This is a genomic window from Pseudoalteromonas sp. BSi20480 (assembly GCF_000241365.1).
Lineage (GTDB): Bacteria > Pseudomonadota > Gammaproteobacteria > Enterobacterales > Alteromonadaceae > Pseudoalteromonas > Pseudoalteromonas marina.
The window spans coordinates 39,665-66,550 of record NZ_BADX01000075.1 but is presented as its reverse complement, the minus strand read 5'-3'; the positions used below and the strand labels follow the sequence as shown (position 1 = coordinate 66,550).

Sequence of the window (26,886 nt, the reverse complement as noted above, 5' to 3'; positions counted from 1 at the left end):
AAGCTGATTTATTAATGACGTTTTATACTTCAAGCGCTTTTAAAAACGACTCTATATTTGGTGCAAGTACATGGTGCGTTTTTTTACCGACGTGCTCAAGACACACCTCTCCGGTATGAATTAACACACTGACCAGTAAATCTTCTTTATCTGTTAAACCAATAAACACAGTTTCGGGTTGTTTTAGCTTTCGTTTCATTAAAACATGACCAGTGATGTTTTGTTGAAGCATATCGAAGTCGTCGCTATTCCATGCTTGCAACAGTTCAATTTGATGTCCGTCAATAATTGCCAATACGCTACCACCGTACATGTGCCCATAAAGTTCGCTTAACGCTGTTGGAAACTCAAGCTCTAATGCCTTAGCTAAATTGTTTAATGAGCCTGCTGGCTGCTGACGTACGCCTTGCCATTGAATATTTCCTTGCTCGTCAACCTCGCCTAGCTCACACGGACTCGGCCATTGTTCATCGTGTGCTATAAGTGGGTACTTAGCAGTGTTTTTGAGGGTATTTTCGCTAAATTGATGGTGAAGTTGTTCTAAAAGCAATGCTACAGACATACTGTGAAACTCAATTAAATTAGATATAATGCGCACATTGTAACTATTTAAGAGCAAACATGACAGATTACAGCAACTCTCCAGACCTTAAAGGCAGTGTATTAGGACAATCTACTGAGTATGTAGACGACTATACGCCAAGCTTGCTTTTCCCAATTGCGCGCAAGCTAAATCGTGATGCTTTAAATATTGATGAAGCCGAATTGCCATTTAAAGGCCAAGATATTTGGACAGGTTACGAACTTTCGTGGTTAAACGCCAAAGGTAAACCGCAAGTGGCTGTCGCCTTATTTACTTTTGCATGCCAAAGCAGCCACATTATTGAGTCTAAATCGTTTAAGCTTTATTTAAACAGCTTTAATCAAACTCGTTTTGAGAGCATAAACACAGTTAAGCAACATTTAATCGATGACTTATCAGGCGCAGTTAATAGTCCGGTACAAGTAACCCTATACAAAGCGGACGATTTTAACTGTTTACCCTGTACTGCACTGCCTGGGGAATGCATTGATGATTTAGATATTGAAATTGATAACTATGATATTGATGCCTATTCACTTAAAGCACATAGCGATGAAATAGTAACCGAAACACTCAATAGCCATTTGCTAAAATCTAATTGCTTAATAACGTCTCAACCAGATTGGGCGAGCATTATTATAAGATACACGGGCGAGAAGATATGCCGTGAATCGCTACTACGTTATTTAATATCGTTTAGAACACATAACGAGTTTCATGAGCAATGTGTAGAGCGCATTTATAGTGACTTAACCACGCAACTCAACATTAAAGAGCTTGAAGTGTATGCACGTTATACACGCCGAGGCGGATTAGACATAAACCCATACCGTTCTACGCATTATAACGAAACACCGTTTGCCGTTAAGATTAATCGTCAGTAAATACGTTAAACACTCAAACATAAACATTAAAAAGGAGCCTCAGCTCCTTTTTTAATATTTAAATAACGCGCTTTGTTGGGATAGGCATACCACATACATCAACGTAATTATACGATTGGACAAACCAGGGTTCCGTTCGGCTTTTACGTGCATCTATCAGTTGCTTGAACGATGCTGAATTTGTCTTCATTACCTTGAATACTGTTGCATCGCTATTAACATCAGCCAACACTTCAATATTCGTTATTGGATTAAACGCCAGTCCCTCAGTGGGTAAACGCTGCAAACGATTAAAGTGTTCCATACCCTCGAGTACTCTTCCAAACACGGTAATGTTTTTATCAAGGTAACGAGGGCCTTGCCCAATAGTGACAAAAAACTCAGTACTTGCGCTGTTTATATCATTAGCGCGTGCCATTGCAAATACACCATTGCAATGCACTTGCCATGTTTGAGTCTGTGTTTGGTTTTGCGCAACAGCAAAACCATTTAAAAACCCCGTAACAGGCGCGTATCCATCGCCTTTTAACTCGGTAATTTTTAATGGTTGCGATGTTGGTAAATAAAACTCTGCAGGTACGGTTTTATTCGCTGTTTTTATTTCTTTTTTACCCGAGCTGTCGCCGCCTTGTGCTACAAACCCTTCTACAAAACGATAGACACGGGTGTTTTTATAAAAGCCTTCTTGCGCCAACGTTTTAATATGTTGCGTGTGTTTTGGAGCTAGTTGCGGATTTAATGCTATGTAAGCCGAACCAGTAGGTAAGGTTATTTTTAAAATATTTTGAGGATCGACTACTTGCCACTCATCTGCAGTTGCATTTTTTATTACATCATTGGCACTAAGTGGTGTTTGTATATTTATTACGGATTTATTGTTCGTTGTTGTCGCGCAGCCGCTCAACAAAAGTGCCATTACATAAATTGAACAACGTGTTTTCATATTCAACCTTTTATTTTTATTATTTAAAAGTAGCTTTAAGCAATCTAACTTGCCTAGGGTCTGTTTGACATTAATGCGAGGTTATCGCCAATTTATAGGTGATAACCATAAAACATAGGCTCTTCCTTGCCCAAATACCAAACAGGCTGCTGCAAATTCAACCTGACAGTTCATCAGGCTCTAGAGCTTATAGTTCAGTCCCAATCAAATTTATAGAGCACATCAACATTTTGGTATAAACCACTGGTTACCTCTATATAGAGTTGCGACAACAACTGGTAACGAATGGCCACTTCACTAAGTGACTCGAATACCCCAACGCTGTATTTAACTTGCAAGCTAGGCGCAACGTAGCCTGAAATTTCTACCTTAGTGCTATCACCACTTCCTGACGAACTTAAGCTAACATCAGAAAGACCAAACGTTTCACCTACCTTTGACACAACCCCTTCACTTCTACTAACCCCTTGAGAAAGTAATAACTGGGCAAGCATAGCGTTGCTTGATGCTCCCTCCCCCTCTCCTAACGGCTGTCCATTGAGTAAGTATGCTAAGGTTTGCGCCTGATCCATTGCAGGCTCAGAAAACAGCTTTAGAGTGGGTTCTTTAACATTTCCCGTAAGCGTAACACCAGCTATAACACCATTTGCTGTATTAGCTGGGTTTCTGATTGCTTTAATATTCAAATAGGGATGTTCGATGGAGCCACTAAAGCCCACTTGGCCAGTTCTTATAATTAAATCTTGGCCAAATGCTAAATAAGTGCCATTTATTAAATTAAGCTCACCCGTTGCAATAATTGGAACACCTTGACTCATTTTAATCGCTAAATCACCAGCCACTTTAGACTCTAATCCGAACGACTCTACTTTAACGTCATTTTTAACGATCACATTTAAGTCTATGTCGTAGTCAAATGGTACCTTTTCGTTGGTTTCAGTTTTTTGATCAACAATAATTTCATCGTCACTAACCTGCACAGCGCCTTCTGGAAGCTCTTCAATCGTAATACGACCATAAGGTACAACTACTTCACCCGCTAATTTAAGTGCATTATTAGCTAACCCTATTTTTAAATCTGGCGATATTTTAAAAGTAACGCCTTGTTGTGCGCGTACAAAAAACTGCTCGCCTTGCACATTTACATTTACTTCAGGTTGTTCACCTTGCCAATCAACATCACCGTTTAGCTTTACATTGCCACCTTGATTGTCGTTTAAATTGCCCTCTATTGTGGCGGTCGTTTTATCAAATAATATGTTTATATTTGATTTTTGTAGCGCAATAGGAAGCTGTTCACCCTCAAGGTTTATATCGTTTACGTTAAGCTCACCATTTAATAGTGGATCTTTTAACGTACCCGCAAGTGCGACCTTACCGCTAATATCACCTTTTAATTGCTCAAGAGTTTCAATAAAGGGTTGTAAGTCCGAAAGTAATATTTTATCAATATTAATAGTGCCATTAAGCGCCTGCGTATTTTGTATGTCGTCAATATTAATGTATGTATCAATTTTACCTAGTACGCTTGACTCTATTTTTGCTTCAAGCTGCCCTTTTTGAGAGTCTGAAAAAGCACTAATACTGAGTGTTTCTATAGGTAATTTAAAGCGATCTTCTTCTGAGGTTAAAACAGTGGTCAAGTCACTTGCATTTAAACTTGCCCGTAATGTTTTAAGAGCGCCTGCATTCCAATTGAGCGCCACATTACCTTTTACATCACCACGGGTGCGAATGTTATCGGGTAAAAAGTGTTTAAGCTCTTCAAGCGCTAAATTGTTTAACTTAGCATTTAACTGGCCTAACTCTTTAGATTGAGCTAGCGTGTCTATACAAAGCTCGCTTTGCTGAGAAGCCCAGCAGTGCGCACTTACATTAAAATTACCGTTTTGAGAATTAAACATAACGGCAATATTTTTAGTGTTGCTAAAGCTTAACTTTTTATCGCTTAGCCTTACATTACTAAACTCACCATTCCAGGTAGCGTTATTAATTTTGCCATTTACTTCAAGCTCTGCACTGCCCTGCTCGGCATCTACAGATGCTGTAAGTTGGTGATCTGTTTTATCGCCGCTAATATCAACTTTTACACTATTAATTTGCTCACCAGCCACAAGCGCCGAGCCAACACTCAACGATACGTCAGTTTGCCAATCAGCGGCTGTATCTAACTGCCCTTTTACCGTCAGTTTATTTATATTGATTTCATTAAAAATGAAGCTATCAAGTATTAACGCTAAATCGACAGAAGGTGTTAGCCTCTGCCCTCTTACTTTTAAATCGGCGTTGCCATCGGCAATAAATGGCATATTTGCCTCTTTATTACTTTTAAGTGTTATTTTACCGTCAACTTTCCAGCTATCATTAACTTGCCCACTGAGTACTAATTTATTAGTGCCGCTACTTAAATAAAGGCTATCAATATTGGCTTTTAATGCATCATCAAGCTGAAAGTTTGACGCAAACTCAAGGGGTACCTCGTTTAGTAATCCGATTAACTTAGTATCATCCATTTGTAGTTGCCACGAGCCTTCTGCAGCATTAAATGAACCTTTAAATTGCCCTGAAATATCGCTGGTTACAGCATCCGTAAAATACTGCGATTTTAGGTTTGAAAGCGAGCCGTTAAAACTCGCTTTAATGCCCTGTTGCCAATCAACATTAGCTTTTATAATCGAACTACTTTCATTGGCCTTAATACTTAATGTTTTAAGCGCAGCTTGAGTTAAACCGCCTGTTAGCTGAGTATTAAGATTAACAGCCGGATAAGCACCTAATTGGCTGTTTGCCTGCAAATTGAGTTGGTAGTCATCGGCATTACCATTTGCATTAAGGCTTACATTTTTAACTTTTAGTTCGTTACTCTGCGCATCAATAAGCCATTGCTTAATGTTACCGCTTAGCTCAAATGGGTAATTTTTTTGCTTTAAATTAGCATTCGCTGTTAACGTGAGCGGATATTGGCCACTCGTTTCTAAATGTATAGTTAAGTCAGCTAAATCACCGTTTAACTCTAAGTTTGCTTGGTGCTCATCACTTTTTAAAGTCACTAAGCCTTTTACAGGCAAGTTACCTAAAAGCTCTGCATCTAATTGGGTATTAAGCTGCCACTGCTCATAGGTAGCTGAAAGCGACTGCAAATTAATCACGGCATCTTCTACACTTAATTGCAGCGAAATGTTTTCGATATTATGCTGCGCATCGCCCTGCTCAATTGTTACCTTTGCGATATCAAGGGCTTCAATGGCTAAATCAATGGGTGATGTAAATTTAATATCAGGAAGTGCTGGTAATTGCGTAAGTGCAGCTTTGTTGCTTTGAGCAGTTTGCGCCTTGGCAGGTTGTTCTTGCTCTTTTAAAGCAACAAGTATACTCGGGATATTTAAGCTTTTTACTGTGAGTTTTGAACCTTCAGCTTTAGCTGATAGTTTAAAGTTATTAACGCTCACATCTGCACTAGGGTGGTTTAATGTAAACTCATTAACCGCTATATTTTTTATTGAAACATTAAAAGGTAAAGTAATTTTTTCAAGGGGCTCAGAGGGTGTTTCATCTTCTGCCTCAACTGCTTTTGGCAAGGTTAATTTAATAGATTTAGCGCTTAAATTATCAACACAGATACCATCACACTGCCACCAAAATAAATCGATCTTTAATTGCTGAGCATTAAAATCTAAACCATTATTTTTAAAACGAACATTAAACGCATCGTTATAAATAAAGCGACCATCTTTAATTTCTATGTGTAATCCATCAACAACTTTATTTGCCGTATAGGCAATAAATTGATTACCGGGTGCAGTAAATAATAAACAAAATACGCTAATAATTAGCGAAACTAAAATTGCACTTACTGTGGCTGTTATTTTTTTAATATTGACATTAAATTTCTGGCCCTATGGTAATACTCAAACGGGTACTTTTGCTATCTTTAGTTAAGCCCCAAGCGTGATCTATTCGTACAGGGCCCACAGGCGTTAAATATCGAAAACCAAAACCAGCACCCACTTCAAATTCATCTGAAAAATCATTCGTAGCAGTACCACCATCAACAAATAATGCTGCACGCCAATTTTGAGCAAACTGATAGTTGTACTCCATAGTGCCAGCAAGCAAATATTTACCCCCTATTAGTTCACCATCATCATTTTCTGGCGAAATTGACTGATAAGCAAAACCACGAACGCTTTGATCACCGCCGGCATAAAACCGCAGTGAATACGGTACATTATTTATGTCATCAACTAGCATTGCGCCAATGTTTGCCTTAAGAAAAACTAAATGCTTATTAAGGTATGTACGAAGCCATGCATGCTGTAATTGAACCCTCAACAAATTCGTACTGGAAAGCGCATCATCTAGGCCAAACTCTGCTGATATAAGCCATTGCTCGCCCCAATAAGGAGTCGTTCCCCCTTTTAAACTTTTGCGAGCATAACTAATCCCGGGCATTAACATTTCAGTCGACTCTTCTGGATCATCGCCCAGACGATACGTCTCTTGGTCTCTACGTAAAAACGCTGTTCTTACCCAATTTTCCTCAGTAAGCCACTGCCTTTGTAATTGTGCGGTTAATATCTCGCTGTAGACATCATCTGCAAGTTCGTCTTCTAATTTATAACCTACAGAAAAACGCCATAAATCATCATTAGGGTCGTCTACAGGAACGGTGTATGCCATAGAGAGATCTTGTTGCTTTTCGGCTATATTCATATTTGTATCGAGATAATGGCCATCCTCTGTGATCCAAGGTTTACTCCACTTAAAACGAAACCTAGGCTCACTTTCAGACACACCGCCGCCAATTTCAAAGCTATTTGCAGGTTTAGGTACAACCTCAACTTTGATAGGAAGTTGGGCGTTTTTGCGCGCTGTAATATCAGCATAAACACGCACACTAGCAAAATAAGGTGTGCTCGAAAGCTCAAGGTTATAGTCGGCTATGTAAGTTGATTTATAAGGTTGTCCCTGAGTAAATGGTGACAAAGAACGAATATATTTTTCAGCTGGCGTATCACTGGTAATTTCGATACTGCCATATTGATAACGCACACCGGTGTTAATCACAAACGTGACAACGGCACTATTTTTTTTAATTGAAACTTCTAATTTGCGGGCAGGCCATTTAGCATCAAAATAGCCAAGCTCCAAAAGCATAGATTCTATTTTTTTATACGCTGATTCATAGTCACCATGGTTTAGAACATCACCCTGTTTTAAATTGGTATTTTTAATAAGGGTTTGTAATTGTTTATCGTTCTTCCCTTCACCATTTAATGTAATGTTAATGGCGTCTATCCGTGTTGCAGGACCACGCTCAATTTTTACAACGAGTTCACTATCGTCTTTATCAAATTCAACCTCAACTGTTGGGCTGTAGTAACCCAGTGCTTTTATGCTGTTTTGTACCTGACTTTTAGCATAACGTTGAAGGGTTCTCGTTGGTTTTTCACCTGTAAGCTGCTTTAAGTAAAGCGCTACGTTTTTTTCTAAATCACCATTTATGCCTTTAATTTTGTAGTCTTCGATCACTTTTTCTACCGCATAGGAATTTGCAGCCATAAAAACAGTGGCAATGCACATGCAACGTAAAAACTTAATAAACAAGCAAATATCCTTACTCTTATATACTACTTAAAATGAGCTAATGTGGCGCATATTAACATAGCCATAATGAGCAACACATTAACTTAATGACAAACTCAGTTTAAATATGAAATGTGAAGAAGATAAAATTAGTACGCGTTAAGACAATATTTTAGTTACAATAGTGCCAACGAACACAAAATTATTTTTAGATGAGTTTTTAATGCAATTTCCAGATGACGAAAACGGCCAACTGTTAGCCGAAATAGCCGCTGCAGGCGTCGATTTAAGCAAAATGCAGCAAATCGACTTTTTCATTTTATTTGAGCAACAAGCCGATGCTGATAAGTTTGCTAAAGACATTGTTTCTGATGCATTAGTACAAACCGCCGACGTCGAAAAATGCAAAGACACTGGCGTTTGGGAAGTAATCACTCATGTACAAATGGTACCAGAGCACACATTACTGGGCCAAGCTGAACAGTACCTAGAAAGTATAGCGAATGGCTATAACGGTTACGGTGACGGCTGGGGATTAATGGACGAAGACGCCGCTTAATATATTAAAAATCAGTTAAGTTTAACGACTTAACTGATTTGCCTTTCTAAAACTCCCCTTATAATCAAATAGCTTATCTGCTACTTTCCAACCATATTTTTTACTTTTTCGCGCAATCACAAAGTCAGGGGGCACCAAGTCGAACTGCGCTTTAATTACCTGTTCTGCTGCTTTAAAGTCTGTTGGTTTTTGTCCATGCGCAAGCCGTTTGCCAAATTGTTTATTAAAGATAAACTGACCGCCTTTACTGGCAAAGTTATAAACTTCATCACAACTAGTGCCGTTTTCGTCAAAATAAGTAACTTTGATTAGCTCGTCTTTAAGTTGAGTTACTGTTAGCCCACTACAACGAAGCACTAATGCATCTTTTAAGTTTAGCGCATTACGCAACTTGTCGTCAGGATCAGCCATTATAGCGCCGCAGTCGTGGCATTTTCGAGCAGCAATATCGTTTTGCGCACCACATTCCTCACACTCTTTAAATCTAAAACGATAATCGCACTGCTCTTTGCTACCTTCATCGTCTTCTAATACCCCTTGGCAACGTCTACCAAAATGCTCAACAACTTTGCCAGCAGAGTTCGTTTTACCCCAAAATATATTAGCAAACCCACAACCTGGACAAAGTACTTGTACAGGTTCATTATCGCTGTCGCCTTTTTTATCCCCTACTTCAGGGTGAAATAAATTAAAACCATTTCCGGCATAATCAATCACTAAGCAATCGGTTTTAGATTCTGATAATCGTAAGCCCCGACCTACAATTTGTTGGTATAAGCTTACAGACTCTGTAGGACGCAAGATGGCAATAAAATCTACATGTGGCGCATCAAAGCCGGTTGTTAACACAGAAACATTAACCAAATACTTTAACGTTTTACTTTTAAACGCAGAAATGATTTTATCGCGTTCAATATTAGGCGTATCGCCTGTAATTAGCGCGCTTTGGGCTGTTGGTAAGTAGCTTAATATTTCTTGGGCATGCATAACTGTTGCCGCAAAAACCATTACACCTTTGCGCTGCTCGCTATATGCAATCACTTGTTTAAGAATAGCCTGAGTTGCTCGCTCGTTACTTTTTAAAAGCGCGTTCATATCATCGGCAGTGTATTGGCCAAACGCATTCGTCTCTAGAGACGAAAAATCATAGTGGTTAATGGCAGCATCAACTTCATTTGGTGGGGTTAAGTAGTTATTTTTAATCATGTACCTAAGCGGCAATTCAAATATACAACGTTTAAATGGGCTTTCTGTCGTCCCTTTAACAAAACCATGATAATGGTGATGGTATATCCACCCCATGCCTAAACGATAAGGCGTAGCCGTTAAACCCAATACTTTTAAATGCGGGTTGTACGCTTGTAATGCACTTATAACTTTGCCGTATTGGCTTTTTTTATCACCATTTACTCTGTGGCATTCATCAATAATAAGTAAAGAATAATGCTCATTGAGTTTATCCAAATTACGTGAAAGTGACTGCACACTAGCAAAAGTGACTTGATGGGTTAAAGATTTTTCTTTTAAACCTGCGGAAAATATACTCGCCTCTAAACCAAAACTTTTATATTTTTGTGAATTTTGCTCTACAAGTTCTTTAACATGAGCAAGGACCAATATTTTTTGTTTAGCTATACGGGCAAGCTCAGCAATGACAAGGCTTTTACCTGCACCTGTTGGCAACACAATAACTGCAGGATCATTCGTTTTTCTAAAGTGAACAACGGTGCGTTCAACCGCCTCTTGCTGATAGGGTCTAAGTTTATAGCTCATAAGTGTAAGAGTTCATATTATATATTTACTATTGTACCTTAATATAAAAAGCCCCCTTAATAAAAACTAAGAGGGCTTGTAATTACTTTAAAATGTAATTGCTTTTTATACGTTCAGTTTATGCATCAAAACATTAAACTTAGAACTTATAAGAAGCTTGTAGGTAAGCAAATCGACCAATATTGTCGTAAATTGCCGATCCTGCACCTGTACCGGTAGTGCTACCAGGTAAGCCACGATTAAATAGGTTATCAACACCTAACTTAAAGCCAACTCCACTATCAAACTTATAAGCAACTGATGCATCAGTTATAAAGTAAGAACCGTAACGCATCTGGTTAGATGGATTTGGATTTGTCTCGATAGACTTATGATCGTACAACTCAACACCGTTAATAAAGCGAGTACTAAAATCTAATACAAGATTTTCGTATGTATAATCAACTGAGATACTACCTTGCCATGTTTCATCACCTAACACACCTTCATAATCAGTATAATTTTCAGGCTCTGCAGAGAACGGGAAGTCTTTTGCTTCAATTAAGTAAGTACCAATAAAACTAGTACCAAAACTTCCGCCTAGCGCATCAAAATCATAACCAAACTCAAAATCGACACCAGAATTTAGGCTTCGAGCAATGTTCAATGCAAACCCTTTAAGAAGCGTAATTTCACTTGTATTTGGATCACGAGTAATCAGACCACAAAACTGATTATCAATACCTGTTGGTGAATCAACACAACGGTCTATAATTGTTTGAAAGCCGATACCGCTAATTGTGTCATCAATATCAATTTCCCAGTAATCAGCTGTTACACTGAAACCCTCTAACCACTCAGGTTGATAAACAATACCTGCAGTGATTGATCTAGACTCTTCAGGTTGAAGATCAGGGTTACCACCCACTAAAGTTTCAAGCGTTGCGCTATCGTAGTTTGAATCAAAATCTGCTGGAACGCCTAATGCAGCACAGTTTTGCTCTCGGATAGCACGACCTGAATCGCTTAATTGAGCAAGCTCTGAGACCTTACAACTATCGTCAACACCTGCGAAAGACTGGCTTTGACCGGAGAATAACTCATCAATATTTGGCGCTCGCATAGCTTCTGACAATGTAAACCTAGCACGAAGCTCTGGTGTAACAGTCCAATCAAGTCCTAACTTCCAGCTTGTTGTATCACCAATTGTTGAGTAATCAGCATAACGAACTGCTGTATCAAATACTAAGGTATCAATTAAAAATACATCTTCAATAAGCGGAACTGATAATTCAAAAAATGCTTCAGTTACATCATATCCACCATCAGTCTCACCGAGCGCATTAAAGAATGTTGCACCTGTTTTAGCAAAGGCATCTTCAATAGTAACACTTGTTTCATCTCGGTATTCAACACCGCCAGCAAATCCAACCATACCCGCAGGTAGCTCAAAAATAGCAGAGTTGCTAAATGTTGCATTGAACACGGTTTGTTTAATTTCAGACGTACCAATTGAAGTCGTTGTTACATAGTCAATCGCTTCTTGGCTAATAGCGCCGTCACCCATTATATTCGCAGCTACACAGCCATCTTCACGGGCTGCTTCATCACGACAAACAATACTTCCGCTATCATCAAATACAGCATCTATAGCATTAGCATAATTTGCCATAATAACGTTAGCACCGTTAATACGCTCAATTTCTGATTTACCATGTACGAGTGAAATATCCATAGACCAGTCTTCACTGATTTCGCCTTGAATACCAGCTACAAAGCGCGTTGTTTCACGAGTGTTTTCTTCTAGACGACGACCAATATCATTAAACATTTTGTTAACACCAATAAAGGGTAAGTCGTTGTCGTCCATTAACTGAGCAACATCTGGTGTTAAGAATGCATTGTCTCGTTGAATTAAGTTGGCACCACTGTAAAAACGGAAAAACGGCTGTCCAACATTTTCACCCTCAGTTTTAGAGTATTTTGCTTGAAAATAAACGTTCAGTTCATCCGTAACATCATAATTCGTTTTAAAGTTAAAGTTTACACGATCAAATTTTGGTTGAATTTCTGAATATTGTCTTAAATTAATATAATCACAACCAGGGCTTGCACAAAAGGAACCATCCGCAATAGGTCCAGTGTAAACATCACCAAGTGTACTATCACCATTAAACTTACCCATTATGCCACCAGTGAATGGATTCCACACTGTGCCTTGGTTTGATATTAGGTAATAACCTGCGTTTGGTAATAGAAATTTATCAGGATAGTCCTCACTATCAATTTGGTCATCTGGTCGAGTTTGACCTGTAACCACATCATAAGGTAAAGATGCATATGACGTTGCCGTCCATGGATTATCAAGCGCATTCAATGAGTCCTGGGCATTATATTCGACTGAAAATGCAGCATTACCACGGCCTTCGTTAAAATCTGTGCCATATGATAATGTAAATTTCTCATTTTGATATTTACTATTATCTGCATAACCCTTTGTAGCGGTTGCGTTAAAACCTGTAACATCTTTTTTCAATATAAAGTTAACAACGCCAGTTACAGCATCTGCGCCATAAACAGCAGAAGCACCACCTGTAATTATTTCTACTTTTTCAATCCAAGCGCTAGGTATTGTATTGGTATCTACTGATGATGTACCAGGCGCACTAGCAACATGACGCTTACCATCTACCAATACTAGGGTACGAGAGCTGCCCATTCCCCGTAAGTCAAGTAAGCTGATACCAGCCGTGCCTATAAAACGACCTGAGTTAGCAAGCGAGTATGTGGTAGCTAATGCTGGTAATTTATTTAAAACTTCACCAATATTCATTGCACCAGTACTAACTAGATCTTCACCTGTAATAACTGTAACTGGTGAAGGTGCTATTGCCCCCTCACGTAAAATACGAGAGCCTGTCACTTCAATTCGCTCTACTTTTTCGGCTCCTTCTTGCTCTTCAGCAAATGAGTTTACTGAAAAAGCAGCTGTTGATGCCGCACCAAAAGCAATCGCTAAGCGAACTGCTTTTGAAACTTTATTATTTATCATATTGAAATCCCTGTTTGTATTTTAATTATTTTGATTCAAAACAAATAAATTAACATTAGTACCTGTTTTGAATCTATATATTAACCACAAGTTTACAAACTTATCAACACAGATTGCGTTAAGGTGTAGCTTTTATAAGTTATAAATAATGAAGTGCTAAAAAGCTTAGAAATGTTCGATGATTGAATACTTAATGGTACTCGCGTACCGAAACGTTAATCGCCGTTTTAGGAATAAGCGGCTTATTAGATTACTATTAAGTTATAAGCTACGATCAGTATAACTTTGTTAGCAGAAGTGGTATCAAACCAAGGGACTAAGGAATGAGAAAGGGTTATAGTTACTGAAAAGTCATTTGAATACCTAATTAACTTATTAGGTATTCAAAAACTAATTTCTAACCACTAATATAATTATTTAGCTAAATACTTTTCAAGCTCAACGCCTTCAAACGCTTTGGGACGACGACCCCGGCCGGTCCACTCTATTACTTCACCATTTAGTTCCATTCGGTACTTAGGCGCAACTTTAGTACGTTTATCTGAGGTAATATCTTGTAAATCTTCTAACGTAAGTCCTTTTTCTTTTAAAAGATCCAAAACTTCCTGTTTTGCTTTTTGCTGTTGGGTATATTTTGAAATTGCATCAGTAACTAATTGTTGTGCTTTTTCAAGTTCAGTTAAGGATGCAGTCTTTATAAAAGCTCGAACTTCTTTCATCTATATCTCTTTAATTTAAAATTATCTAAGTTGTAACGATCACACAATAAGGCAAAAATTGTATTCTCTCTATTAAAAATCATTTAAACAATGATGGTTCACACTCTTGATAAAGTAAACTTTTGAATTTGACCCCTTGGAGTCTGAAACTACAAACCGCATTTAAATGAAAAAACCCTGCTTAAATTCGCAGGGTTTTAAATAGTATAAACTTAACTAAGTTTTGGCTTAGAAGCTTTGAGAAAATCTCATGAACCAGCTACGGCCAAACAGTCTGTAGTTACTTTCATCAGTGTTACCATTGAAAGCAGGCTCAATGTATGGAGGTAACTCATCAGTAAGGTTGGTGATACCAACTGAAATTGTAGTTTTAGACTCAAAGTTATATGTGGCTGTTAGGTCATGGTACATGTAAGAATCTACACCATACTGAACTAGTGGACTATTTTCGTCATCCGGGTTAACAGCCGTAGTACCCCAGTAAAGAAGGTCTTCATACTCGGTCCCGCCAATGTAGTTCATGCTGTAAGCTAAATTTAAGTTATCCAAAGTGTAAGAAACATTTAAATTAACTTTATCTGTAGCGTACGTTGTATCATTTTCAAAGCGACCATTTAAGTCTCTCATTTTGAAAGCGAAATCAGCTGAGTCATAAACTTGGTTTTCACGCTCTAAGAAGTGTGTCCAGCTTAAGACCGAACTCCAAGAACCGTTTAAAGCTTCAAATGAATAGCTAGCTTCGAAGTCAATACCTTTAGCTGTCATACGGCTTAAGTTAGTCGCCTGAGCGCTAAGAAGAGATATCTCGCCGTTTGTACGTTCAACATTAGAACATAAAGACTCGATTCCACCTAAGTAACAACCTCTTAAAGAATCAGATGCACCTACTGAATCAATAACTTCTTCAAGCTCAATTGACCAGTAATCTACAGTGATACCAAGGCCTTCAATGAACTCAGGAGACCATGCTAAACCTAATGTAAAAGTATCACCCTCTTCAGGCTGTAATTCTTCATTACCGCCCACTTTCGCTAACTGCTGAGAGTCAAGGTTGTTACTACCGCCAGCAGGAACACCATCGGCAGTACAGTAACCTTGCTGCGTAGATGTTAATGATGCCCAGTTAGATGTGCTACATGGATCTGTAGCTGATGGGAATGAATCATTTTGTGGTCCGTATAGAGAAGAGATGCCTGGTGCTCTAAATACTGTCCCGTACGTTGCACGAAGTAAAAGATCATCATTAGCTTTCCACTCAAGACCTAGCTGGTAAGTTGTTGATGAATCAAAAGCACTAAAGTCATCGTAACGCACGCCAATTGGCATTTCTACACGCTCAGCGAAAGGTAAGTCTTCTAGTAATGGGATACGGAATTCAGCAAATAAACTATGTACATAGAAGTCACCAATTGTACCTTTACTCTTATTACCTGTTACTTCACCCATAAACTTACCAGAATCGACTTGGCTCTCTAACTCTTCTTTACGGTATTCGTAACCAAAACCACCTGAAACTACACCTGCTGGTAATTCAAAGAAGTCGCCGCCCAAAAACCCAGTTAGAGTTTGTATGGTGTAATTTGATGAATCAACTAACGGTGAAGTAACGTAGTCAAGCATTTCTTGAGTTACAGAACCTGGGCCGCCAAATACGTTCATAGAAACACAGTCAGCAATTGGAGAAGCTTCGGTTCCACAAACGATATTACCAGCATCATCTTGGAAAGATGGACCCATTGCTTTAGCTAAATTTGGCCCATAAAGTTGACCAAAATCAGTACTGATTGTTTGGCTATAACCGTAGTTGTAATTTACGTCATAATACCAACCATCACCAAAGTCACCTTCAAGCCCTAAAACTTGTTGGAATCTAACGATGTCTTGCTCAAAACTACGTCCACCTTCAAGCATGCGTCGGCGTGAACGAGTTACGTCATTGTCAAATGGGTTATAATAGTTGTCTTTCGAAACACCATTAAAAGCGATCATTACAGGATTGCCATCTGCATCTAATACAGTATTACCATCTGCGTCTAATTGCTCATATGTACCACTGTAAGCTGGATCAAAGCGAGTATCGTATGGAACTGCAGCTAACTCTTGACGTGATGTACGCTTGTTAATTCGCGTTTCAGTGTACATACGAGTATCGTCATTAATCTCAAAACCACCTTCAATAAAGAAGTTCAATTTTTTATATGGCGTTTGAAGATAGTTTACTGGTGCATAGTTATAAGTGTCGTTATTTGCTCCACCACCCACATAAGGACGCATATCAGCTGCAGAAGCGATACCACCATCACACGTATCATTAGTAAAACTACCAGCTGTATTAGCTAGATAAAAGTTACCACAAGGGATAGAGCCAGAGCCAACTTCAATTACGTTAGCATTTTCATTTGGCAAACCAATTAATCCGTTCTCACGGAAAGATTTTTCAGCATCATCGCCCCATACCTGCCATGGGAAATTGAAGAAATCAACTTTATCTACATCGCCTTGATATACTTCAGATTGATCAACATAATCTATACCAACAACAATATTACCAGCATCAAAATTCTTACCAGCAACTAAACTAAAACCAACTTGTTTATTTTCTGATACATCAAAAGAACCAGAAGTTTGAGCTTTAAACTCAACGCCTTCAAAATCATCACGAGTGATGATGTTAACAACACCAGCTACTGCATCGGCACCGTAAGTAGCAGACGCACCATCTTTAAGAACTTCAATTCTGTCGATCATTGAAGCTGGGATACCTTGGAAATCAGAAGAAACTGGGCGTCGACCGTTTACAAGTACCAAAGTTCGAGACGAACCTAATCCGCGAAGTTCTACGAAAGTCCCACCGTTACCACCGTTGTTTGTAGTTGTCATTGCCGGTGAACCAGACATCACAGCGCTAGATTGTAGGAATTGCCCAACGTCTTGTATACCTTGATTCTCAAGTTGAACAGAATCAATCACTGTTACCGGTGACGCTGTTTCTAAATCTGTACGTTTAATACGTGAACCAGTTACTTGGATACGCTCAACTTTTGCTGCAGATTCTTCTTCTGCAGCAGAAGAACTTGCTGAAAACGCAGCTGTAGATGCTGCACCAAAAGCGATCGCTAAGCGAACTGCTTTTGAGATTTTGCTATTTAACATTTGATTCTCCCAGGAATACATTTATTAATTATAATTTTTTCAATCTAGCGGCACGTAACTTGTTACAAGACGCCATGATTGTGTTACCAATGATAATACTAGTGAAACAACAAGGTCAACAAGGAATTAACGTTGCATTAATATTTAATTATTACATATGAAAAGAAATTGCTATTACAGGGATAAATACACCACTAAAAACTTGTTTTTATTAAAAAAAATAAAAGTTAAATATTTCGTTTTTATTAATTATTCAATATGAAATGCAAAAATTTCGATTTAAATGTTTATTAATTTTAACTTTTACGTGATAACTGGCCACTTATTAACCTAAAAGTTGATAAGTGAAAGCTGTCCATTGATAGGTTTTTCTTCTGAACTTGATATTATGGAGTCAATAATTGAATTAGAAATTGGCGTTAATTGGCGCTGCAAATATAGCTGATAATTAAGTACATTTTTTCCATTAAAAATTTCAGCCCCTGACATCGCATAAACATACTCTATAATTTGCCCGCGCCTTACTTCAAAGTCAGGATGTTCTGCCTTGTGTTTTTTTACCGCTTGTACATGTGGTGGAATATTTTTTTCGTAATCGTTTAAATTTCTACCAAGGCGTTTTTTGTAAACAAGTTTTTGATCAAACTCACCGGCAAAAAGTCGCTTAGTATAATCTTTTACTATTTCGTCAAGTTGGGCAATTTCAAACTGTGAATCAAACAAAGCCTCAAATAGCTCTTTTTGAAACTCTTGGGCAAATTCAGTCCAATCACTTCTCACGGTTTCCATACCTTTAAAGACGATTTTAGATTCATCACCTTTTACTATTTTACCAACGTAACGTTTTTTAGAGCCCGTTTTTTTATCGCGAATTGTAGGCATAAAAAAGGGACTGTAATGGGTTTCAAATTCAATTTCTAAATAGCTTTTTAAATTAAAATGCTTCGCTATATGCCGCTCCCACTGATGATTAATATGAGTCATCAATTCATTACCAATTTTATTGCAGCATTGGGCAGTTAAGCTCTCATCCACTTTTACAAAAATTGAGTCTGTATCACCATAAATAACACTGTACCCAAGCTCCTCCATCCATTTACGCGTCGTTTGCATAATTTCATGGCCGCGCAGTGTAATAGAACTTGATAAACGAGGATCATAAAACCGACACCCCTTGGAACCAAGTACACCATATAAGCTGTTCATAATAATTTTAATTGCTTGCGATAACATTGGTTGGTTGGTGTCTTTGGCGTTTTGGCGGGTTTTAGTTAGGTATTCAATTAGCTTTGGTAAATGATGCTCACTACGAGAAAACACTGCATTATTAAAGCCTTGTATTGCATCATTAGGGGCATTTAACCCTTTTATTAATCCTAGAGGGTCAATACAAAAAGTGCGCATAATAGAGGGGTATAAACTTTTAAAATCTAAAACCAAAATATTTTTATAAAGCCCAGGCAATGAGTCCATCACGTAGCCACCAGGGCTGTCAAAAGACAAACCATGGTCGCCTAAATTAGGGGCTACATAACCACTGCGGTGCAGCAAGGGTAAATACAAATTAGTAAAAGCAGCTACAGAGCCGCCCATTCGTTCAAGCTCAAGGCCTGTTAGCTGTGTGCGAACAATAGCAAATTCATATAAGTTTAATTTAGTAAAAATACGATTAACTAAAATACAGTCTTGGCGGTTGTAAGCCGCTAGAGTCAGTTTATCCTCATTAAATTGGCGAATAATTTCGCCTAACCGGTTGTCTGATTGAATTAGTTTGGCTTCACCTAATACTTTTTCGGCAATGTTCCCTAAAGAGTAATTATCAAAGTGGTAAGTCGCATTTTTTAAAGTGTCAATTCCATCAACAACACATCTCCCTGGCAACGTAAGGCGTGTATAGTGCCCCGTATTGATATTAATTGGTTGGCTATCTCTGCCCAATTTAAGGGAAGTTCCAAGCGCTTCAGCACGGGCATTAAGTACTGTAAAATCAAACTCTATTACATTCCACCCAATAATAATATCGGGATCATTACTACTTAAATAAGTATGTAATTTTGTAAGTAACTCAAGCTCATCCAAACACCAGTCAATGTTGATTTGTTCACTATGATTGTGTGGTTCACCAATCATTAAAACGCAGTCAAGTCCATTACCAACAAGACCAATTGAAAACAGCACGCCTTCCCCATCACATTCAATATCTAATGACAGCGACTTAAGCTTGGGCGTGTAATCTGTATTTGCTTTCAACTTTGCGTTTTGTATAAGTAAAAAGCCATTTTTTTGACTAACATCTCCAGTAACCCAAACACCACCTCTAATAAAGCGCTCCATTAAAAAGCGATCGCTATGGCGAATATCACCCTCGTAAACAGTTATGGTGTTTTCAAATAATGTTCGTGCCTTATAAAGACTGCTGGTATTATTAAAATAGCAGGCAACACAGGCTTTGCCGCTAAAGTGACTCATTTCAATTGTTTTAAAATTAACACTTATACGTGCTTTACCTAATAACTGCTGGGCATGTTGCTGTTGATCTTGTGAGATAAAAAACACAGCTTGCTGATTTTCAATAACAACTTTAATTGGGCCGTGATCGGATGCAAGCCAATAGCATAGTGTGATCCCCTCACTATGTTTAGACGAATATTGTTGCCTTGATAAAATAAAGCCCTGATAGATTGCTTGTGTCAATGCACGATCCCACTTAATATACACACTGTAATTATATACATACTTTAGGCAAATCATTCCATGCTTTCTGACTCTCTAAAAAAAACTATTAGGCAAGTGCATCAGCATGTGGCTAAAAACCTGAATGATTATAGGCCGCGCAGCAGTCAAAATTACCTTGTTGCAGAAATTGCAAAAACATTGGCTGGTGAGTATCACAAAAAACAACGAATTTGCGTCATAGAAGCTGGAACAGGTACCGGTAAATCACTTGCTTATTGTTTGGGAGCCTTGCCTTTAGCATTGGCACAAAAAAAGAAGCTAGTAATTTCTACGGCTACAGTGGCATTGCAAGAGCAATTAATTGCAAAAGAACTGCCTTTTTTTAAAACACATTCTGGGCTCGACTTTAAGTTTGATTTAGTTAAAGGGCGCCACCGCTATATTTGCGCCCATAAACTTCATAATGCTGTTAATGGTGATAGCCAAACCCAAATGGACTTTATGCCAACGCTTACCTCTCCACTAAGTGATATGGAAAGCAAGTGCTTGCAAGGGCTATACGATGCTTACGTAAATAAAAAATGGCAAGGCGATAGAGATAGCTGGGCAGATACAATTCCCGACAGAGTTTGGAATTTAATTGCTTGTGACAAGCATGCTTGTCAGCGCCAAATGAAAGCGCATTTGACTTGCCCATTTCAATTAGCTCGCCAACAACTCATGCAAATGGATGTGCTGGTTATTAATCACTCTTTGCTACTGGCTGATTTAGACTTAGGCGGTGGTAAAATTTTACCCGAGCCAGACAACACTATTTATGTAATTGATGAAGCACACCATTTAGCACATATAACACGCGATTTTTCGTCTGCTGCAGCAACCATTAAAGGCACAATAGAATGGCTCGATAAGCTCACTAAATTCAGTGGAAAAATGGCAAAAGTGCTAGTAGGACAAAGAGCCATAGGTCAAAATTTTAAGCTTTGCGATAGTATAAACGATGCAAATAAAGACCTAAAAGTAGTGAGAGATATTCTTGATAATGCTGACTTTGAATATTCAAAAGACGACACATACCGTTTCGAACATGGTGAAATACCCAAATCGCTACACAGCAAAGCAAAAGATATAAGCGAAGCCACACAAGATGCACTGCGTTGTTTAAATAAAATGCACGACACCCTTACACAAGATGTGAGCGACGGCGACATAAAACCTTATATTGCCGATCCTATTCTTGCTGAAAGCGGTCACTACATTAATCGTTTAGAACAACTAAATAAATTATGGTTTAGTTATGCCAACAAAGGAGAAGGCATACCCCACGCACGTTGGATAAAACGCCTTGAATATAAAAGTCATCATGACCACCTTTTAAGCGACTGCCCCATTGAAGTAGGCTACTACCTAAAAGACAAACTTTGGAACGAGTGCGCCGGCGCTGTTTTATGTTCTGCTACATTAAGTGCACTTGGTTCGTTTGACCATTTTGCTTATGAAAGTGGTTTAGCAAAAGAGGAAGGCGTTAAATTTATAAAGGTTCCCTCGCCCTTTGATTACCCAAAACAGGCAACATTACGCATTCCTGTGTCTAAAGTTGAACCTACCGATAAAGACTTTAGCGATCACTTAGCAACCACCTTGCCAGAGTATTTGAGCACTAAAAAGGCAAACTTAGTCTTGTTTGCCTCGTACTGGCAAATGGACCATGTAGCAAAGTTTCTTAGAACAAAAGGTTTTAACTTATTAGTACAAGGTGAGATGTCGAGAGAAGCACTGCTTAAAAAACACAGCCAAAATATTGATAGCGGTAAAGGTAGTATTTTATTTGGTACGCAAAGCCTTTCAGAAGGTCTTGATTTACCTGGTAAATATTTAGAGAACCTCATTATCACAAAAATCCCTTTTGCTGTGCCTACCTCTCCAATAGAGGAAGCGCAAGCAGAATTTGTGCAAAGCAAAGGCGGTAATCCGTTTTTAACAATTACAGTCCCTGATGCTGCTAAGAAATTGGTACAAAGCTGTGGTAGACTGCTGCGAAAAGAGAGTGACGAAGGCTGTATTACTATTCTTGATAGGCGTTTAGTAACCAAACGCTACGGTAAAGCCATGCTCGACACCCTACCACCATTTAAAAGACAAATAGACTATTAATGTTTGAACTCGCACTCGACCCGACAACTTGGGCAATTTTATGTGCTGTTGCATTGGCAGCAGGCTTTATAGATGCAATAGCCGGTGGCGGTGGCATGTTAACCGTGCCCGCATTACTTACGGCCGGTTTACCACCGCACCTAACATTAGGTACTAATAAACTCGCTGCGAGCTTTGGTTCGTTAACAGCAAGTTTTACCTATTACAAAAAAAACCTTTTTAGCCCCAAATTTTGGTTGGCATCAATTATTGCAACCGCAATAGGCGCGCTACTTGGTACGGTTATTGTTGATTATTTAAGCATCGACTTTTTAAATAAGCTGCTACCAATTATTATTATTATTGTTGCCTGCTATAGCTTATTTGGAAATTTGAGCACCACACAAGGTGATGAGTTACCAAAACTCAACAATGCAATGAAAGTAAAGCAGTGGGTCCAAGGCTTAGCACTCGGTTTTTTTGATGGATTAGCAGGCCCAGGCACCGGCACATTTTGGACCGCGTCTAACGGCATGCTTTATAAAATGAACCTGCTTCTTAATTGCGGTTTAGCCCGCTCTATGAATTTTGTGTCTAACTTTATTTCTCTTATAACCTTTGTAGCTTTAGGGCATGTAAACTTTTTGCTTGGTATAACAATGGGCTTTTTTATTATGTTAGGAGCCTGGTTTGGTGCGCACTCAGCAATTAGGTTCGGCAGTAAATTTATACGCCCTGTTTTTAATACCATGGTTATACTTTTAGCATTAAAACTCATTTACGAGGCTTACTTTTAGCATGCAAGTGAATGCATTAGAAAAACTACAACAGCAAGTTACTTCGCTTAAGCAACAAGCTGAGCAATTTGACAGAGCTAAATTGTTTGCTAAAAACCGTTATATGCAAGCACAGCCTAGCCTATTTGACCGCGCTGTATTTCAAACTAAAAGCATGAACCTTGTTGATTACGTAAACGAAATAGAAGAAGAAGTAGCAAGCTTACCACCGAGCGATCACCGCCATGCTTATACCTATGCGTTAGAGCGAATTGCATCGCAAGTCCAGGCCGTATTTAATGTCATTAAATCAACACCAATTTGGGAAAAAGAAAATAAAAGTCGGTATAAACCTCGCCCAAAACAAGCTGTTTATAAGCAAGCTGTAAAAAAAGTGATGCAGTCTTCTCATGAACTTTACGACGAGTTAAAACAAAACCATGAGTTTGAACGCCGCTTAATGCTGATGATAGAAGAGCGTAAAATGCAAATGGAAAATGCATCCCCAGCAAAAGCTCAAAAGCTTAACCTTGAAATATTAAGTACTCACGCACGTTTAGGTCGATGCAGAAAAGCCATTTCAGCCACTGAAGACAAAATACAACAAGTAGAAAAACAGCAACTCCGTTAGGGCTTTGTCCATGCAGCTATACTACCACCCTCTTTATTCAAATTTGCCTTTGCCCGAAAAGCACCGCTTTCCAATTCAAAAATATCAACGGCTTAAAACCGAAATAGAACATTTAGGCTTTTTACCAACCGCATTCAAGCAGCCCGCCAAGGCACGCCCCTCGCAATTAGCCTTATGTCATAGCGAGCAATATATTAATAATTTTTTAACTGGGAACTTATCTGATAAAGCGATAAAAAAGATGGGCTTTCCTTATTCGGCTCAATTAGTTGAACGAACATTGCTGTCTGTCGGTGGGAGTATTCAAGCAGCAGAAGAGGCTTTAAAAAGCGGACTAACCTGCAATTTAAGCGGTGGTTATCACCATGCCTATAGCGATTACGGCAGTGGTTTTTGTATATTTAACGATTTAGCCATAGCGGCCACACACTTATTAAATACTCATAAAGCTAAAACTGTGCTGATTTTTGATTGCGACGTGCACCAAGGCGACGGCACAGCGCAGATTATTAATCAGCAAAGCCATAAAAATATCATTACTTGCTCAATTCATTGCGAGCAAAACTTTCCGCGTTTAAAGCAGCAATCTGATTACGACTTTTCTTTACCTGCTAAATCTGGCGACGATGAGTATATCGACACATTACAACACGCACTTGCGCTGTGTGTAAGTATCCATCAGCCAGATATTATTCTGTACAACGCGGGCGCAGACATTTACACAAAAGATGAGCTAGGTTTATTAAATGTATCTATTACAGGTGTTTATGAACGAGATCTTTTTGTTCTTGATTTTTGTAAGCAACATAACATTCCCCTTATGTGTGGTTTAGGCGGCGGTTACCAACGTAATTTAGACAGCTTAATCAATGTGCATAAACAACTATTTAAAGCGGCTATCGATTTATAACAATCCTTAGTATAGACTTACTCAAATGGAACATAACAAAGCGGTAGGAACATGCGATTACACGACGATATACATAACTATTACGAAAAAATTGTTGTTGAAGAAATCATAAAACGAAAACTAGACGAAAAATATGACGACGACGTTATGGCCGACTTTTGCTGTACCGTGTTAAACCAACTGCCACCTCGTTACATTCGTTACGACGTAGATATGGCGTTTTATTTACCACAAGCTGAACGCATACACATGGAAGAACGTGTTCAAACCGCTATTGATGTGGCTATTAGTCAAATATCTAAAAAGAAAAATTTAAATGACCAACCCTCTTGAGGAAGCGCCAACGCATATTAAACTCGCTGTTGATTTAATTATGATACTGGAGCAACACAACGTAGAGCCTGAAGAAGTCTTAAAAGCGCTCGATATAGTGAAAAGTGACTTTGAAAAGAAGCTAGTTAACAACTAGCTTTATTCAACTGTGTCTACTTCATACACAGTGACCGCTCCGTCACGTTTAGTGCAATCAATTTTAATTTCGCCAAATGTTCTTCTAGCTGATGTTGACCTTCGGCAAGTCATGTTTTGAGCTTTAATACCAAACTGCTTAATGTAGAGCGCAACAATTGCATCTATTTGCTGCTTCTCTTCTAATGTTGCAGCGGCATAGAAAGTATCATATTGATGTGACCAATTTTCAACGCCAGCTTCTGCAGCTACACCTAACCACCCCATGCCAAGTTTGGTTGATTGATCTAAATATTGACCTTTTAAAAACATAAACGCTAGGGTGTATTGTGCGCTTTTATACCCAAGTGCTGCAGGCTCTTTTAAATCATTAAAAGCTTGTTCGTACAGCCCGTTTTTATAGGCTTTAATACCGTTGTATTCTTTTTTCTTCATTGTATTATCGCTGTATAAATTAACTGGGGTCGACCCACACCCACTTAATAAACTCACAGCCAAAATTGCTGTAGCCAGTAAATACCTAACCATAACTAGTCCTTTATTATTTTTAATATGCGAGTACCGAATCTGGCTTACACTCTTCGTAAAGCCTGTTATTCTATAACTCTATTCGTATAATTAAAATATTATCATGGGCTTAGCAAGTTTACTTCGATTATTTTTCCTAGCTGCAATTTGGGGCGCGTCATTTTTATTTATGCGCATGGCCGCCACTAGTTTAGGGCCCGCAGTCTTAATAGAATTTAGAGTAGGCTTTGCGGCACTCACACTATTTATAGTTGCGCTGTATTTAAAACGTCGCTTGGCGTTTACTAAACACAAAAAGCACTTTTTTATAATTGGCGCTCTTAACTCCGCCCTGCCTTTTTTACTTTTTGCTTATGCCGCGCAAACTATCAGCGCATCTACGTTATCTATTTTAAATTCTACAACGCCTATTTGGGGCGCAGTTGTGGGTATTATCTGGAGTAAAACCAAGCCAACTAAGAGTATGGTTTTAGGCTTGCTGTTGGGTTTAGTAGGTGTGGCAATTTTAGTTGGGCAAAACCATCTTATACTAAATACTCAGTCACTTATTGCTATTGTAGCAGCGCTAAGCGCTTCATTTTGTTATGCCATTGCATCCCATTACACAAAAAATGCGCCAAAGCTTGCACCGTTTGATAACGCACACGGCTCAATGTGGGCAGCAAGTTTTATGGTACTGCCCCTTATACTTTTTATGCCAATGCGTGAAGTACCAACCACCAACGTTATGCTTGGCGTTTTAGCCCTTGGCGTAGTGTGTACAGCGCTTGCTTATATTTTATTTTTTAAACTTATTGAAGATATAGGCCCAACCTCAGCTTTAACGGTCACGTTTTTAATTCCGCTATTTGGCATTTTTTGGGGACATTTAATTTTAGACGAACAAATTGGGCCAAACACGTTACTAGGCGCTTTATTTGTTATTGTGGGCACTATGCTGGTTACTGGATTTTTACCACGAAAAAAGCACTTAGCTAAAACAAGCTAAGTGCTTATATCAAGCACTTTTACCAAAAAAGCTTACTTTTGTGCTTTTTTGCTTAAGTTTTCAATTAAGTCTTGGGCGCTAAAACTGTTGTCGCTTGGCTTTATACCTTTGCCCATTTTAATATCAATTAAGGTGTGCACTTCTTTGCGTTTATCATTGTTGCTCACTTGTACGCCTACGCTGCTTGTCGGACGTACGCGTGTTTCGCAGGTTAATAAACCGCAGCTTCGCTCATATTGCTGGCTTTGTGATGCACTAATAGATGACGCGGGAGCTTGCGATTTAAACTCAACAAAGGTTTCTTTGTTGGTTACAACAAACCAGTCGTAGCCTTGTGCTTGTGTAAGCTCAGCCGCGCGTAATAATGCATAGTCACCGGCATCGGCTACGTTGTTTGACACACTTTTAAACTCTACTCGGTATTGATCGTCGCTAATTTTTTGCTCGCTATAACCTTGCGATCCATTATTTGCGGCGCGATAATCAGGTTTAGATGCACAGCCCGCCATAAGTAAAATACTGATAATTAAAATAGATGTTTTCAT

At 38.7% G+C, this 26,886-nt stretch carries 20 protein-coding genes; 9 read left to right on the top strand and 11 right to left on the bottom strand.

The genetic code is table 11. From position 1 onward, the window contains the following. Positions 1-22: 22 nt before the first annotated feature. On the bottom strand, positions 23-562 hold the full coding sequence (gene syd, locus P20480_RS10035) for a SecY-interacting protein (RefSeq protein WP_008129321.1): 540 nt from the start codon (positions 560-562) through the stop codon (positions 23-25). Between the two features lie 59 nt (positions 563-621). Here syd and queF point away from each other — a divergent pair, with 59 nt between their 5' ends. Next, positions 622-1,467, top strand: coding sequence for an NADPH-dependent 7-cyano-7-deazaguanine reductase QueF (gene queF / locus P20480_RS10040; protein WP_006794065.1), 846 nt, complete (start codon positions 622-624; stop codon positions 1,465-1,467). 58 nt (positions 1,468-1,525) lie between these two features. Here queF and P20480_RS10045 read toward each other — a convergent pair whose 3' ends face one another. From P20480_RS10045 to P20480_RS10055, 3 genes are all read right to left on the bottom strand, one after another. Further along, positions 1,526-2,410, bottom strand: a complete 885-nt coding sequence (locus P20480_RS10045) for a peptidylprolyl isomerase (protein ID WP_008129320.1) — start codon at positions 2,408-2,410, stop codon at positions 1,526-1,528. 194 nt (positions 2,411-2,604) lie between these two features. Continuing rightward, positions 2,605-6,285 (bottom strand): autotransporter assembly complex protein TamB, encoded by a 3,681-nt coding sequence (gene tamB, locus P20480_RS10050; protein ID WP_033025391.1) that lies wholly within the window; start codon positions 6,283-6,285, stop codon positions 2,605-2,607. A gap of 7 nt (positions 6,286-6,292) precedes the next feature. Next, positions 6,293-8,017 carry an autotransporter assembly complex protein TamA gene (locus tag P20480_RS10055; protein WP_008129317.1) on the bottom strand — a complete coding sequence of 575 codons (1,725 nt, stop codon included), beginning with the start codon at positions 8,015-8,017 and terminating at the stop codon, positions 6,293-6,295. Between the two features lie 202 nt (positions 8,018-8,219). Here P20480_RS10055 and P20480_RS10060 point away from each other — a divergent pair, with 202 nt between their 5' ends. Beyond that, entirely contained in the window at positions 8,220-8,555 is a 336-nt protein-coding gene (locus P20480_RS10060) for a ribonuclease E inhibitor RraB (RefSeq protein WP_008129315.1), read from the top strand. 21 nt (positions 8,556-8,576) lie between these two features. On the opposite strand, the gene radD is transcribed toward P20480_RS10060, so the two are convergent. From radD to P20480_RS10085, 5 genes are all read right to left on the bottom strand, one after another. Continuing rightward, entirely contained in the window at positions 8,577-10,328 is a 1,752-nt protein-coding gene (radD, locus tag P20480_RS10065; RefSeq protein ID WP_008129314.1) for a DNA repair helicase RadD, read from the bottom strand. 139 nt (positions 10,329-10,467) lie between these two features. Beyond that, positions 10,468-13,359: a TonB-dependent receptor domain-containing protein gene (locus P20480_RS10070; RefSeq protein ID WP_008129313.1), complete on the bottom strand. Its 2,892-nt coding sequence runs from the start codon at positions 13,357-13,359 to the stop codon at positions 10,468-10,470. 413 nt (positions 13,360-13,772) lie between these two features. Continuing rightward, positions 13,773-14,078 (bottom strand): H-NS histone family protein, encoded by a 306-nt coding sequence (locus P20480_RS10075; RefSeq protein WP_008129312.1) that lies wholly within the window; start codon positions 14,076-14,078, stop codon positions 13,773-13,775. Positions 14,079-14,306: 228 nt separating this feature from the next. Further along, a complete protein-coding gene (locus tag P20480_RS10080; RefSeq protein WP_008129311.1) occupies positions 14,307-17,231 on the bottom strand; it encodes a TonB-dependent receptor domain-containing protein in 2,925 nt (974 codons plus the stop codon). A 330-nt stretch (positions 17,232-17,561) separates the two neighbouring features. Further along, positions 17,562-19,925, bottom strand: coding sequence for a DNA polymerase II (locus P20480_RS10085; RefSeq protein WP_008129310.1), 2,364 nt, complete (start codon positions 19,923-19,925; stop codon positions 17,562-17,564). A gap of 60 nt (positions 19,926-19,985) precedes the next feature. Here P20480_RS10085 and dinG point away from each other — a divergent pair, with 60 nt between their 5' ends. From dinG to P20480_RS19180, 6 genes are read left to right on the top strand one after another with little or no spacing between them, the layout of a single operon-like run. Then, the gene (gene dinG, locus P20480_RS10090; protein ID WP_008129309.1) at positions 19,986-22,061 is read left to right on the top strand and encodes an ATP-dependent DNA helicase DinG; all 2,076 of its coding nucleotides are present in this window, start codon (positions 19,986-19,988) and stop codon (positions 22,059-22,061) included. Next, positions 22,061-22,837: a TSUP family transporter gene (locus tag P20480_RS10095; protein WP_008129308.1), complete on the top strand. Its 777-nt coding sequence runs from the start codon at positions 22,061-22,063 to the stop codon at positions 22,835-22,837. Before dinG ends, P20480_RS10095 begins: the two co-directional genes overlap by 1 nt. Position 22,838: 1 nt before the next feature. Further along, positions 22,839-23,447 carry a primosomal replication protein gene (locus P20480_RS10100; protein WP_008129307.1) on the top strand — a complete coding sequence of 203 codons (609 nt, stop codon included), beginning with the start codon at positions 22,839-22,841 and terminating at the stop codon, positions 23,445-23,447. Between the two features lie 10 nt (positions 23,448-23,457). Next, positions 23,458-24,357: a histone deacetylase family protein gene (locus tag P20480_RS10105; protein ID WP_008129306.1), complete on the top strand. Its 900-nt coding sequence runs from the start codon at positions 23,458-23,460 to the stop codon at positions 24,355-24,357. A 51-nt stretch (positions 24,358-24,408) separates the two neighbouring features. After that, entirely contained in the window at positions 24,409-24,690 is a 282-nt protein-coding gene (locus P20480_RS10110) for a late competence development ComFB family protein (RefSeq protein ID WP_006793580.1), read from the top strand. Beyond that, positions 24,674-24,826 (top strand): YbaM family protein, encoded by a 153-nt coding sequence (locus P20480_RS19180; RefSeq protein ID WP_008129305.1) that lies wholly within the window; start codon positions 24,674-24,676, stop codon positions 24,824-24,826. Before P20480_RS10110 ends, P20480_RS19180 begins: the two co-directional genes overlap by 17 nt. 2 nt (positions 24,827-24,828) lie before the next feature. Here P20480_RS19180 and P20480_RS10115 read toward each other — a convergent pair whose 3' ends face one another. Further along, positions 24,829-25,353: an SEL1-like repeat protein gene (locus tag P20480_RS10115; protein ID WP_008129301.1), complete on the bottom strand. Its 525-nt coding sequence runs from the start codon at positions 25,351-25,353 to the stop codon at positions 24,829-24,831. 103 nt (positions 25,354-25,456) lie between these two features. Here P20480_RS10115 and P20480_RS10120 point away from each other — a divergent pair, with 103 nt between their 5' ends. Further along, complete coding sequence (locus P20480_RS10120; RefSeq protein ID WP_008129299.1) at positions 25,457-26,341, top strand: DMT family transporter; 885 nt, start codon at positions 25,457-25,459, stop codon at positions 26,339-26,341. Positions 26,342-26,373: 32 nt separating this feature from the next. Here P20480_RS10120 and P20480_RS10125 read toward each other — a convergent pair whose 3' ends face one another. Continuing rightward, positions 26,374-26,886 carry a CC0125/CC1285 family lipoprotein gene (locus P20480_RS10125; RefSeq protein WP_008129297.1) on the bottom strand — a complete coding sequence of 171 codons (513 nt, stop codon included), beginning with the start codon at positions 26,884-26,886 and terminating at the stop codon, positions 26,374-26,376.

Excerpts from the sequence above, each read along its gene's own strand:
- syd (WP_008129321.1), bottom strand. The coding sequence starts at position 562 with ATGTCTGTAGCATTGCTTTTAGAACAACTTCACCATCAATTTAGCGAA.
- queF (WP_006794065.1), top strand. The coding sequence starts at position 622 with ATGACAGATTACAGCAACTCTCCAGACCTTAAAGGCAGTGTATTAGGA.
- P20480_RS10045 (WP_008129320.1), bottom strand. The coding sequence starts at position 2,410 with ATGAAAACACGTTGTTCAATTTATGTAATGGCACTTTTGTTGAGCGGC.
- P20480_RS10060 (WP_008129315.1), top strand. The coding sequence starts at position 8,220 with ATGCAATTTCCAGATGACGAAAACGGCCAACTGTTAGCCGAAATAGCC.
- radD (WP_008129314.1), bottom strand. The coding sequence starts at position 10,328 with ATGAGCTATAAACTTAGACCCTATCAGCAAGAGGCGGTTGAACGCACC.
- P20480_RS10070 (WP_008129313.1), bottom strand. The coding sequence starts at position 13,359 with ATGATAAATAATAAAGTTTCAAAAGCAGTTCGCTTAGCGATTGCTTTT.
- P20480_RS10075 (WP_008129312.1), bottom strand. The coding sequence starts at position 14,078 with ATGAAAGAAGTTCGAGCTTTTATAAAGACTGCATCCTTAACTGAACTT.
- P20480_RS10080 (WP_008129311.1), bottom strand. The coding sequence starts at position 17,231 with ATGTTAAATAGCAAAATCTCAAAAGCAGTTCGCTTAGCGATCGCTTTT.
- dinG (WP_008129309.1), top strand. The coding sequence starts at position 19,986 with ATGCTTTCTGACTCTCTAAAAAAAACTATTAGGCAAGTGCATCAGCAT.
- P20480_RS10095 (WP_008129308.1), top strand. The coding sequence starts at position 22,061 with ATGTTTGAACTCGCACTCGACCCGACAACTTGGGCAATTTTATGTGCT.
- P20480_RS10100 (WP_008129307.1), top strand. The coding sequence starts at position 22,839 with ATGCAAGTGAATGCATTAGAAAAACTACAACAGCAAGTTACTTCGCTT.
- P20480_RS10105 (WP_008129306.1), top strand. The coding sequence starts at position 23,458 with ATGCAGCTATACTACCACCCTCTTTATTCAAATTTGCCTTTGCCCGAA.
- P20480_RS10110 (WP_006793580.1), top strand. The coding sequence starts at position 24,409 with ATGCGATTACACGACGATATACATAACTATTACGAAAAAATTGTTGTT.
- P20480_RS19180 (WP_008129305.1), top strand. The coding sequence starts at position 24,674 with ATGACCAACCCTCTTGAGGAAGCGCCAACGCATATTAAACTCGCTGTT.
- P20480_RS10115 (WP_008129301.1), bottom strand. The coding sequence starts at position 25,353 with ATGGTTAGGTATTTACTGGCTACAGCAATTTTGGCTGTGAGTTTATTA.
- P20480_RS10120 (WP_008129299.1), top strand. The coding sequence starts at position 25,457 with ATGGGCTTAGCAAGTTTACTTCGATTATTTTTCCTAGCTGCAATTTGG.
- P20480_RS10125 (WP_008129297.1), bottom strand. The coding sequence starts at position 26,886 with ATGAAAACATCTATTTTAATTATCAGTATTTTACTTATGGCGGGCTGT.